This window comes from Cryobacterium melibiosiphilum (assembly GCF_003602235.1).
In the GTDB taxonomy this organism is placed as follows: Bacteria; Actinomycetota; Actinomycetes; order Actinomycetales; family Microbacteriaceae; genus Cryobacterium; species Cryobacterium melibiosiphilum.
Genome location: NZ_QZVS01000033.1, coordinates 1 through 10,882 on the forward strand (window position 1 = coordinate 1; position 10,882 = coordinate 10,882).

Genomic DNA, 10,882 nt, shown 5'->3' on the forward strand with positions numbered 1-10,882 from the left:
CCCGCCGATCCCGTCTACCCCGCCTACCCCGCCCGGCCCGCCCGGCCCGCCTGCCCCACCAGTTCTGCCCGGCCCGGCCGGCTGCAGCGCCGCGGCAACCGCCAGCCGGTCCCGGGCATCGATGAGCAACCGGCCGAGTGCCTGCACCCGCCGGATGCCGCCGACCTGCTCGAGATGTACCACGAGCTGGATCGCGCTCACGGCCTGCCGGGCGACGGCCTCCGGTGCGAGGCCCGCGAGGGCGCCGAGCGCTTCGAGCCGCGCCGGGACATCCGCCAGGGTGTTCGCGTGCAGCGTGCCGGCCCCTCCGTCATGCCCGGTATTAAGGGCGCCGAGAAGTTCACGAATCTCCCCGCCGCGACACTCGCCAAGCACCAACCGGTCAGGACGCATTCGCAACGCCTCGCGCAGCAGCCGGTCGAGACCGAGGTGGCCGGCCCCCTCGACGTTCGGCTGGCGGCACTCGAGTGCCACCACGTGCGGATGGTCGATCCGCAGTTCGGCGACGTCTTCGATCACGACAATGCGCTCCCCCGGCGATGCTTCCGCCAGCAGCGCCGCCAGCAGCGTGGTCTTGCCACTTCCTGCGGCACCCGTAATCAGCAGGTTGTGCCGATCGGTCACCGCCCGTCGCAGCCGCTGCTCGACGACGGATGTCTCCCCCTGCGCCGATTTCCCTCCCACTGACTCCCCTCCCGCTGACGCCGTTCCCACTGACTCCCCTCCCGATGCGTCGCTGCCGGCGACACCGCAGAGCCCCGCCGACAGAAGCGCGGCGAGGGTCGGCCGCTGCACCACAGGCAGCCGGATCGACAGCAGCGTTCCCGTGCTGGAGGCCGGCGGCAGCACGGCGTGCACGCGAATTCCGTCGGCAAGGCGCACGTCGACGCACGGCGTCGCCTCATCGATGTGCCGACCGCCGCGAGCGATGAGACTGACGGCGAGGGCGCGCAGGCTCGCTTCGGTGCTGGTCCACTCGGGGTGCCGCACCGCACCGCGCCCCGAATCGACCCAGAGTCCAGCCTCGCCGTTCACGAAGAGATCCGTGACCCCGGCGCCGGCCGCGAAGGGGGCCAACACGCCGAGCGCCGACACGTCCCGCGCCGACACATCCGGCGCCAACACGCCGAACGTTGAAGCCGGAACAGGCCGCAGCCCGGGGACAGCCACCGGCCCACGTTCAGGCACAGGAACCAGCACCGGCACCGGCACCGGCACAGGCACCGAGACGTGCGCCGGGGTGGCCGGCCCCGCCTCCGGCGTCGCGGGCACCTTCGGCGAGAGGGCGTAGGACGGAACGGCGACAAACGGTTCATTCATGCGCCGACGTTAGGGCGATTGCACGCGCCGTCGGGGCTCCACCTGACGAAATGTGGGCAACTTCCGCCGTGCGGGCCCTGTGGAGGGGACGCGCACCGACGCCGCGTTGGTCGAAATAACTCACGAGCACGCTAATCGAGCGGCGTGAGCTACCCCAGTTCTAGGGCCAGCGTGACCGGTGTTGCCTCTGTTTTCACTGCGCGAGGGCCCGGTGCGGTCCAAGCGAGCCCGTTGGGCCCCGGGGCCAGGTGGCCCCGGCAGCACTGGACCGGCCGGCCGCGCCGCGACCGGCTCGGCGGGCAGATGGCGCGTTAAATAGAGGGGGCGGCACCTATTGGGGGGAACAGGTGCCGCCTAGCAGCGCGCCGATTGGGGGGAACCAGACGAGCTGCCGGCCCGGACTTTCATCCGGACATGAGCTAGTGTACGCGGCTCGGGCCAGTGCGCAAGTCCCCCATGTCCTCGTTAAGGGGGACAACAGCTCCCCCGTTCACGGGGTACCCCGCGCGGGCGTGAATATAGCCCCCTTTCTCGTTACGTGGCAGGACACATCAGGGCGGTATGGTTCAGGGGTGGCTGGCCTTGTATCCGCAGCCAATCATCGCAAAGGAGCGACACCGTATGAGCGCGAAAATCGACAGCCTTCTTCACGAGCACCGCAAGTTCGCCCCGAGCCCCGAGTTCGCCGCAGCAGCGGACGCGAGCCCGGAATTGTACGCCGACGCCACCCACGACCGTCTCGGTTTTTGGGCTGATCAGGCCAGAGAATTACTCCACTGGCACACCCCGTTCACGAAGACCCTCGACTGGACCAACCCGCCCTTCGCGAAGTGGTTCGAAGACGGCGAACTCAACGTCGCCTACAACTGCCTCGACCGTCACGTTCTCGCCGGCAACGGCGACCGCGTCGCGCTGTATTTCGAGGGCGAGCCCGGCGATTCCCGTGCCATTACCTACGCCGAGCTCACCGCCGAAGTAAAGCGCGCTGCGAATGTCCTGATAAAGCTGGGCGTGAAGCAGGGTGACCGTGTCGCGATCTACCTGCCGATGATCCCCGAGGCCGTCATCTCGATGCTCGCCGTCGCCCGCATCGGCGCCGTGCACTCCGTCATCTTCGGCGGGTTCAGCGCCGAGAGCCTGCGCTCCCGCATCGACGACGCCAACGCGGTGCTCGTCATCACCGCCGACGGCGGCTACCGCAAGGGCAAGATCTCGGCCCTCAAGCCGGCCGTCGACGCCGCCCTGCAGAGCGGCGACTCCTCGGTGCGCAACACCCTCGTGGTCAAGCGCACCGGCCAGGACGTGGAGTGGAACGACCGCGACCTGTGGTGGCACGACGAGCTCGCATCCGTCGAGCCCGAGCACGAAGCCGTCCCGTTCCCCGCCGAGAACCCGCTCTTCATCCTCTACACCTCGGGCACCACCGGCGCCCCGAAGGGCATCCTGCACACCAGCGGCGGCTACCTCACCCAGGGTGCGTTCACGCACAAGAACGTCTTCGACCTCAAGCCCGAGACGGATGTCTACTGGTGCACCGCCGACGTCGGCTGGATCACCGGCCACAGCTACGTCGTCTACGGCCCGCTCGCCAACGGCGCCACCCAGGTGCTCTACGAGGGCACCCCCGATTCCCCGCACACCGGCCGCTGGTGGGAGATCATCGAGAAGTACAAGGTGAGCATCCTCTACACCGCGCCCACCGCCATCCGCACGTTCATGAAGCTCGGCCGCCAGATTCCGCAGAAGTTCGACCTGACCAGCCTGCGCGTGCTCGGCTCGGTCGGCGAGCCGATCAACCCGGAAGCCTGGATGTGGTACCGCGAGGTCATCGGCGGCAACCTCACCCCGATCGTGGACACCTGGTGGCAGACCGAAACCGGCGCGATCATGGTCTCGGCGCTCTCCGGTCTGACCGAGACGAAGCCGGGCTCCGCGCAGGTGCCGATCCCCGGCATCACAATCGATGTGCTCGACGACGACGGCCAGCACGTGGGCTATGGCAACGGCGGCCTGCTCGTCGTGACCGAGCCCTGGCCGGCGATGCTCCGCGGCATCTGGGGCGACCCTGAGCGCTTCAAGGAGACCTACTGGGACAAGTTCGAGGGCACCAAGGGTGCTAAGGACGGCCCCCTGTACTTCGCCGGCGACGGCGCCCGCCTCGACCACGACGGCGACATCTGGCTGCTCGGACGCGTCGATGACGTCATGAACGTGTCGGGTCACCGCCTCTCGACGGCGGAGATCGAGTCCTCCCTGGTGGCGCACCACCTCACGGCCGAGGCCGCGGTCGTCGGCGCCGCCGACGAAACGACCGGGCAGGCCGTGGTGGCGTTCGTCGTCATCAAGCTCAGCCAGGCCGAGGAAGCCTCGCACGAGGACATCAGCACCCTGCTGCGCGCGCACGTCGCCCAGCAGATCGGTGCCATTGCCCGCCCGCGAGAGATCTTCATCGTTGACGAGCTGCCGAAGACCCGCTCCGGCAAGATCATGCGCCGCCTGCTGCGCGACGTGGCCGAAGGCCGCGAGGTCGGCGACGTGACGACGCTCGCCGACACGATGGTCATGAACACCATCGCGTCGAAGATGCGCAAGAAGTAGCTCACCGGCCTCACGGGGCACAAAAAAACCATCCCGCTCCACGGCGGGATGGTTTTTTTGCGCCCGGTGTCAGGCGAGCAGGCGACTACGCGAAGGTGACGACGAACTCCACCTCGACGGGTGCGTCGAGCGGCAGCACGGCCACGCCCACGGCGGAGCGGGCGTGCACGCCGATGTCGCCGAAGATCTCGCCGAGCACGTTCGAGGCACCGTTGATCACTCCGGGCTGGCCGGTGAATTCGGGGGCGGATGCCACGAAACCGGTGACCTTGACGACCTGCGTGATGCGGTCGAGCGACCCGATCACGCCCTTGATGGCCGCGAGACCGTTCAAGGCGGATTGGCGGGCGTACCCCTGCGCATCCGCTGCCGGTACCAGGCCGGGGCCGTCACCGACCTTGCCTGTCGCCGGCAGCACGCCGTTCACCATCGGCAGCTGGCCCGAGGTGTAGACGAAATTTCCGGCCACGAGGGCGGGCACGTACGTCGCCACGGGGGGCACGATGGCGGGCAGCGACAGGCCGAGTTCGACCAGGCGGGCTTCGATCTTCGACATTTAGGCATCACCCTTGGATGCGAGCGGGCGCTTCAGGTAGGCGACGAGCCCGCCCTCCGGGCCGGTCACGACCTGCACGAGCTCCCACCCGTCAGACCCCCAGTTATTTAAGATTGCGGCCGTGTTGTGGATCATTAACGGCGTTGTGAGGTACTCCCAGGCGGTCATGCGTCTCCTATTGAGGCTGTTTTGCAGAATTGTCCCTTACGCTCAAGTCTATGTCTGCCAAAAAACGTACGGTGAGTGGGGCCCTCGGCGGCTTCCTGGGCTTTGTCGGAATGAGCGTCGTTGCCGGCGTTCTTGTTACCGCCGCGGTCACCCCGGCCCTCGCCGTGTCCGGCATGGCTGCAACCAACACCATCAACGTCTTCGAGACGCTGCCGGAGTACCTCTCGATCGACCAGCTGGCCCAGAAGAGCAACATCTGGGCCTCCGCCGACGTCAACGACCCGCAGGGCAGCCGCGTGCTGCTGGCCTCGTTCTACCAGCAGAACCGCGTGGAGGTCGCCTTCGACCAGATCAGCGACTACGCCAAAGACGCGGCGATCTACGGCGAAGACCCTCGCTTCTACGAGCACGGCGGCATCGACCTGCAGGGCACCTCACGCGCCGCGATCGGCCTCCTGGCCCCCGGGGTCGGCAGCGGTGGCGGTGGCTCGTCGATCACCCAGCAGTACGTGAAGAACGTGCTCGTGCAGAAGTGCGAAGAGCTCTCCGACGCCACCGAGCGCATGGACTGCTACACGGACGCCACGATCGAGACCGTCGACCGCAAGCTCAAGGAGATGCGGCTCGCCATCGGCGTCGAGAAGAACTACGACAAAGACGAAATCCTGCGCGGTTACCTGAACATCGCCGGCTACGGCGGCACCGTATACGGCATCGAATCCGCCGCCAACTATTACTTCAACACCACCGCCGCGAACCTCACCCTGCCGCAGGCCGCGAGCCTGATCGCCACCGTGAACAACCCCGTGCGGTACCAGCTCGACAAGCCCGACAGCGAGACCAACGGCGCCGCGAACGGCTATGCGAACAACAAGGAACGCCGCGACTACATCCTCGGCGAGATGCTCGAGTACCAGAGCATCACCCAGGAAGAGCACGACGCCGCCGTCGCGTCGGTCATCGAGCCTACGATCACGGCACCGAGCACCGGATGCCAGACGGCGGGCGCAAACGCATACTTCTGCGACTACGTGACCAAGATCCTGCTCAACGACGAGACCTTCGGCGCGGATGCCGAGGAGCGCCTCGCGGCGTTCCGCCAGGGCGGCTACGACGTCTACACCAGCATCGACCTGCAGCTGCAGGACGCCGCCGTCGCGACGATGGCCGAGAACGTGCCGCAGACCTACCGCAACTGGGACGTCGGCGCGGTCATCTCGAGCGTCGAGGTCGGCACCGGCCGCGTACTGGCCATGACCCAGAACAAGGAGTACAGCCAGGACCCGACGCTGGCATCGTCGGGCACCCCGTACACGAGCATCAACTACAACACCGACCAGAACTACGGTGGCTCCGTCGGGTTCCAGCCCGGCTCGACCTACAAGGTCTTCACCCTCGCCCAGTGGCTGAACGAGGGGCACTCCCTCAATGAGCGCGTCGACTCCCGACGCAAGGCGAACTGGGGAACCTTCCAGGACAGCTGTCTCGGGCCGCAGACCTTCAGCGGCTTCAACCCGCGTAACGACGCGAACGAGGCCGGCGCGAACTACAGCGCCCTGCAGTCCACCCTCGGCTCGATCAACACCGGCTTCATCGGCATGGCCAAGGAACTCGACCTCTGCGGCATCCGCCAGACGGCCGAAGCCTTCGGCGTGCACCGCGCCGACGGCGACGATCTGCAGCAGGGTGCCAGCGCCGTGCTCGGCACCAACGAGATCGCGCCGCTGAGCATGGCCGTGGCCTTCGCCGGCATCGCCAACAACGGTGAGACCCACAGCGCGATCGCGATCGACCGCATCATCGGCGCCGACGGCGTCGACCTGCCAGTGCCCGAGTCGAAGGTCACCCAGTCGGTTGAGCCCGAAGTCGCCGCCGGCATGACCTACGCCATGCAGCGCGTCATGACCGCCGGTACCGCGACGCAGTCGAACGGGTCGACGTTCCCGAAGGTGCCGATGATCGGCAAGACCGGAACCACCGACGCGAGCAAGGACACCTGGATGACCGGGGCGACCAGTAAGGTCGCCACCGTCGCCGGCGTCGTCAACGTGAGCGGCACCGCCCGGAGCCAGCGCAACACGAGCTTCTCCAGCGGATCCGCCGCGACCGCCCGGCACCGCATGTGGCCCGACGTGATGAGCGTCGCCAACACCAACTACGGCGGAGAAGCCTTCGCCGAGCCGACCAACGCCGCCGTGCAGGGCGTCCAGGTCACCGTGCCCGACCTGCGGGGACAGTCCATGTCCTCGGCGCAGTCGACGCTCGAAGCGGCCGGATTCGACTTCACCGACGGCGGCGTCGTCGACTCCGAGCTGCCCACCGGAACCGTGGCGAGCACCGACCCGGCCGGCGGAAGCTCCGTCAGCCGCGGGACCCGCGTCACGGTGCAGTCGAGCAATGGCACCGGCGTGGTGATTCCGGAGGTCGTCAACCAGACCGAGGCCGCCGCCCGGGCCGCCTTATCGGCGGCACCGTACGGCTTCACCATCGCCAAGCGCGAACAGGACGTGACCGACCCCAACCAGGTCGGCAAGGTGATCGGCGTTGAGCCAGGCACCGGCACGGCCGCGCGGCCCGGCGACACGGTCACGATCGTGGTCGGCAAGCTGGCCGCCAGCGCGGCCCCGAGCAACAACGGCAACGGCAACGGCAACGGCAACAACAACAACGGGGGCTGAACGCGATGACTCGAAATCGGGGGGGCTCAGTTGCGCCCCGCGCGGCATCCGTCAGCGCCGCTCGTGCCGGAAAGATCACCGGGCTGTCGGTGGGCGGATCGGCCGCGCTGGTCGGCGCGATCGGGCTCGCCGCGTTCGCGTGGGGGTCCCTCGTGGAGCGCCGCCGGTTCACACTGCGCGAGGTGACGGTGCCGGTGCTCGCACACGGCTCCGCGCCGATTCGGGTGCTGCACATCTCCGACCTGCACATGGCCCCGTGGCAGCGGGACAAGCAGGAGTGGGTGCGGGCGCTCGCCGACCTGCACCCCGACCTCGTCGTGAACACCGGCGACAACCTCGGCCACGCCGAGGGCGTCGCGAGCGTCGCCTACGCCCTCGCACCCTTTGTGGGGGTGCCCGGGGTGTTCGTGAACGGCTCGAACGACATGGTCGGACCCGAGATGAAGAACCCGCTGCGGTACTTTCTTGGACCGTCCAAGCGGAGCCTGACCGGTCCCGGCAGCGGCGGTGGCAGCCACGAAAAGCTCGACCTGGCAGCGCTGCACACCGTGTTCGCCGATCTCGGCTGGCTCGACATCAACAATGCGGCCGAGTCGATCGACCTGAACGGCTCCCACGTGGAGTTCTTCGGGGTGGACGATCCGCACATCGGGCATGACCGCCTCGACCTGATCACCCGCGCGATCGACGACCTGCGCGCCAACGATCCGCTCGCCGACGAAGCCTGGCCCGACCCCGAAGAGGCTGCGGCCCCGCGCCCCACGGTCACGATCGGCGTCGCCCACGCACCGTACCAGCGCATCCTGAACTCGTTCGTGAACCACGGCGCGCAGCTGATCCTCGCCGGCCACACGCATGGCGGCCAGGTCTGCGTGCCCGGTTTCGGGGCCCTCGTCACCAACTGCGACATTCCGCGACGTCAGGTCAAGGGCCTGAGCCTGTGGAACCTGGGCCTGCGAACCGCGTTCCTGAACGTGTCGGCGGGCCTCGGCACCTCGATCTACGCGCCCGTGCGGTTCGCCTGCCCGCCCGAAGCGACGCTGCTCACGCTGACCGCGGAGTAGCCTCACCGGCCGTGGTTAGGAACGGTGCTGAAAGAGTCCTATACTGGACAAGGCCCACGGGCCATCGGGGTATGGCGCAGCTTGGTAGCGCGCGTCGTTCGGGACGACGAGGTCGCAGGTTCAAATCCTGTTACCCCGACAGCATTAGAGATTGACAGCAGCACGAAGCATTTCACCAAGACAACGAAACCCCCACTCAGTCGAGTGGGGGTTTCGTTGTCGGTGGCCTGCGGTATTCTAATGCGTCGCCCGTGCACACACGTCGGCACCTCTGCGGCACATTCTTATCGAACGGATGCCCATGCCTGACTCGATCCCCGACCGCACGACGTCCGCATCCTCCGCCACACCCACGCCATCCACCCCGCCAGCGCCAGCCACCCCGCCAGCGCCAGCCACCCCGCCAGCGCCAGCCACCCCGCCCGCCCCGGTCGTCTCACGCCGGGCCTGGCAGGCCCTCATCGTGCTGCTGGCCGGCATGTTCATGGCCCTGCTCGATACGACCATCGTCAACGTGGCGCTGCCGAGCATCCGCACCAGCATCGACGCCTCCGAGGCGACGCTGTCGTGGATCATCTCCGGCTATGCCCTCGCCTTCGGCCTCGCCCTCATCCCCGCCGGGCGTATCGGCGACCGCGTGGGCCACAAGTGGGTCTTCTTCACGGGGCTCGCCCTGTTCACGCTCGCGAGCCTGGCCTGCGGCCTCGCCCAGAGCGACGTGCAGCTCATCGTCGCCCGCGTCGTGCAGGGCCTCGCCGGCGGCATCTTCGTGCCCGCCGTGACCGCCGTGATCCAACTGATGTTCCCGCCGCGGGCCCGCGGCAAGGCCTTCGCCATCATGGGCTCGGTCATCGGGGTGTCCACGGCCCTCGGCCCGATCGTCGGCGGCCTGATCATCGAGGCGTTCGGCACCGACATCGGCTGGCGGCTCGTGTTCGGGGTCAACCTGCCGATCGGCGTGATCGCGCTGGTCGCGGCCGTGTTCCTGCTGCCCTCCAGTGCGGAGGCCCGCGCGCACGCCGGCGCCGGCCTGACGAAGGGTGCACCGGTCGCGGCGGGCGGGCGCGCGCCGGGCCGGAAGACCTCGACGGGCCAGGCATCCGCTGCCCGCGGAATCGACTTCGTGGGCCTGCTGCTGCTCTCCGCAGGGCTCGTCGCACTGCTCGTTCCGCTGATCGAGGGCGAAGACCAGGGCTGGCCGCTCTGGACCTTCCTCACCCTCGCCGGCGGCCTGCTGCTGATCGTGGCGTTCTTCGCCTGGGAGGTGGGCTACACCCGGCGCGGACTGAGCCCGCTCGTGCCACCGCACCTGTTCTCCCACCCCGCCTTCACCGGCGGCGTCGTGCTCGCCCTCGTCTACTTCGCTGCGTTCACGAGCATCTTCTTCACCATTTCGATCCTCTGGCAGGCCGGACTCGGGCACACTGCCCTCGAATCGGGGCTCGTGTCGATTCCGTTCGCGATCGGCACAATCGTGGCCGCATCCCAGAGCGACCGGCTGACCCAGCTGCTCGGCCGCAACGTGCTCGTGATCGGGGTGTCCCTCGTCACGATCGGCTTGGTCTGGATCTGGCTCGTGCTGCTGCTCGTCGAGCCCGGAACCCTGACCAACTGGCACCTGCTGCCGCCGCTGCTGCTCGCAGGCCTCGGCAGCGGATGCTTCATCGCCCCCAACGTGCAGTTCATCGTGGCGACCGTCGACCGCTCCGAAGCGGGGGCGGCATCCGGTGTCGTCGGCGTCATGCAGCGTGTCGGCAGCGCCGTGGGCATCGCGGTGATCGGCAGCGTGTTCTTCGGCACCCTCACCGTCGCCGGGCCGAGCGCCGGGGACCTCGCCACCGGATTCACCCACTCCGCGACGATGGCGATGGCCGTCAGCGCCGGCTTCAGCGTGCTCGCCCTCGTGCTCGTCTTCGCGTTGCCGAAGCGCCTGGCCTCCGGTCCCGGCGGCCACTAGTAGCCACGAAGCGGTGACCAGCGCACGGGCCCACATGGGGCGCGGTCACCGGCTCTCTGCCCATGCGGGAGACGGCGACGGATGCCCCAGGCCCGCGGCCCGGGCATCCGTCGTCTGCACGCTCAGCCGATGCGGGTGAGCGCCGCGAAAGACATCGTGGCGCTCGACCCGTTGATGCAGGTCTGGTAGAGCAGGTCGTACCCGCGAGGGATGTTCGACGTGCCGTCGGTCGCCACGTTGAGCACGGCGACGATGCCGCCGACCCGGTAGGTGCCCGAGTTCACGCCCGAGAGGGTGATGGTGGAACCCGCCCCGGGAAACCGAGACCCACCGCACGACCAGTGTTCGGCGATGACGGCGACGCCGTACCGCCCGGTGACGTTGACCGCGCCGCGGCAGGCGTCGATCTCGGTCTGGAATCCTGACGTCCACACGTTCTTGTTGAACAGTGTCGCGGCCTGCGCGGGCGCGGGGCTGGCGGCCACCGGCGCCGCCGCGGCCCGAGGTGCCGTGCGCGCCGCGCTCGGACTGCGCACGACAC

Annotated in this window: 7 protein-coding genes, 1 tRNA gene and 1 pseudogene; 5 read left to right on the forward strand and 4 right to left on the reverse strand. The window is 68.4% G+C overall.

All coding sequences use genetic code 11. The features are described 5' to 3' along the window. The coding region (locus tag D6T64_RS00760) for a CpaF family protein (RefSeq protein ID WP_199719012.1) at nt 1-1,320 on the reverse strand (1,320 nt) is incomplete at its 3' end. Between the two features lie 621 nt (nt 1,321-1,941). Here D6T64_RS00760 and acs point away from each other — a divergent pair. Continuing rightward, complete coding sequence (gene acs, locus D6T64_RS00770; protein ID WP_119970498.1) at nt 1,942-3,918, forward strand: acetate--CoA ligase; 1,977 nt, start codon at nt 1,942-1,944, stop codon at nt 3,916-3,918. Between the two features lie 85 nt (nt 3,919-4,003). Here acs and D6T64_RS00775 read toward each other — a convergent pair whose 3' ends face one another. Continuing rightward, nucleotides 4,004-4,474 (reverse strand): RidA family protein, encoded by a 471-nt coding sequence (locus tag D6T64_RS00775; protein WP_119970500.1) that lies wholly within the window; start codon nt 4,472-4,474, stop codon nt 4,004-4,006. Further along, complete coding sequence (locus D6T64_RS22770; protein WP_199719013.1) at nt 4,475-4,642, reverse strand: hypothetical protein; 168 nt, start codon at nt 4,640-4,642, stop codon at nt 4,475-4,477. Nucleotides 4,643-4,692: 50 nt separating this feature from the next. Here D6T64_RS22770 and D6T64_RS00780 point away from each other — a divergent pair, with 50 nt between their 5' ends. The 4 genes from D6T64_RS00780 to D6T64_RS00795 all read left to right on the forward strand — a co-directional run bounded on the left by D6T64_RS00780 (nt 4,693) and on the right by D6T64_RS00795 (nt 10,341). After that, nucleotides 4,693-7,320, forward strand: a complete 2,628-nt coding sequence (locus D6T64_RS00780; protein WP_119970502.1) for a transglycosylase domain-containing protein — start codon at nt 4,693-4,695, stop codon at nt 7,318-7,320. Between the two features lie 5 nt (nt 7,321-7,325). Next, nucleotides 7,326-8,384: a metallophosphoesterase gene (locus tag D6T64_RS00785; RefSeq protein ID WP_119970504.1), complete on the forward strand. Its 1,059-nt coding sequence runs from the start codon at nt 7,326-7,328 to the stop codon at nt 8,382-8,384. 65 nt (nt 8,385-8,449) lie between these two features. Beyond that, nucleotides 8,450-8,523: transfer RNA gene (locus tag D6T64_RS00790), tRNA-Pro, on the forward strand. A gap of 162 nt (nt 8,524-8,685) precedes the next feature. Continuing rightward, complete coding sequence (locus D6T64_RS00795; protein WP_119970506.1) at nt 8,686-10,341, forward strand: MFS transporter; 1,656 nt, start codon at nt 8,686-8,688, stop codon at nt 10,339-10,341. A gap of 122 nt (nt 10,342-10,463) precedes the next feature. Here the strand turns inward: D6T64_RS00795 and D6T64_RS22390 are convergent. After that, nucleotides 10,464-10,882, reverse strand: a pseudogene (locus D6T64_RS22390) (hypothetical protein); the annotation flags it as partial.

Coding starts and splice junctions, on each gene's coding strand:
- D6T64_RS00785 (WP_119970504.1), top strand. CDS start 7,326: ATGACTCGAAATCGGGGGGGCTCAGTTGCGCCCCGCGCGGCATCCGTC.
- acs (WP_119970498.1), top strand. CDS start 1,942: ATGAGCGCGAAAATCGACAGCCTTCTTCACGAGCACCGCAAGTTCGCC.
- D6T64_RS00775 (WP_119970500.1), bottom strand. CDS start 4,474: ATGTCGAAGATCGAAGCCCGCCTGGTCGAACTCGGCCTGTCGCTGCCC.
- D6T64_RS22770 (WP_199719013.1), bottom strand. CDS start 4,642: ATGACCGCCTGGGAGTACCTCACAACGCCGTTAATGATCCACAACACG.
- D6T64_RS00795 (WP_119970506.1), top strand. CDS start 8,686: ATGCCTGACTCGATCCCCGACCGCACGACGTCCGCATCCTCCGCCACA.
- D6T64_RS00780 (WP_119970502.1), top strand. CDS start 4,693: ATGTCTGCCAAAAAACGTACGGTGAGTGGGGCCCTCGGCGGCTTCCTG.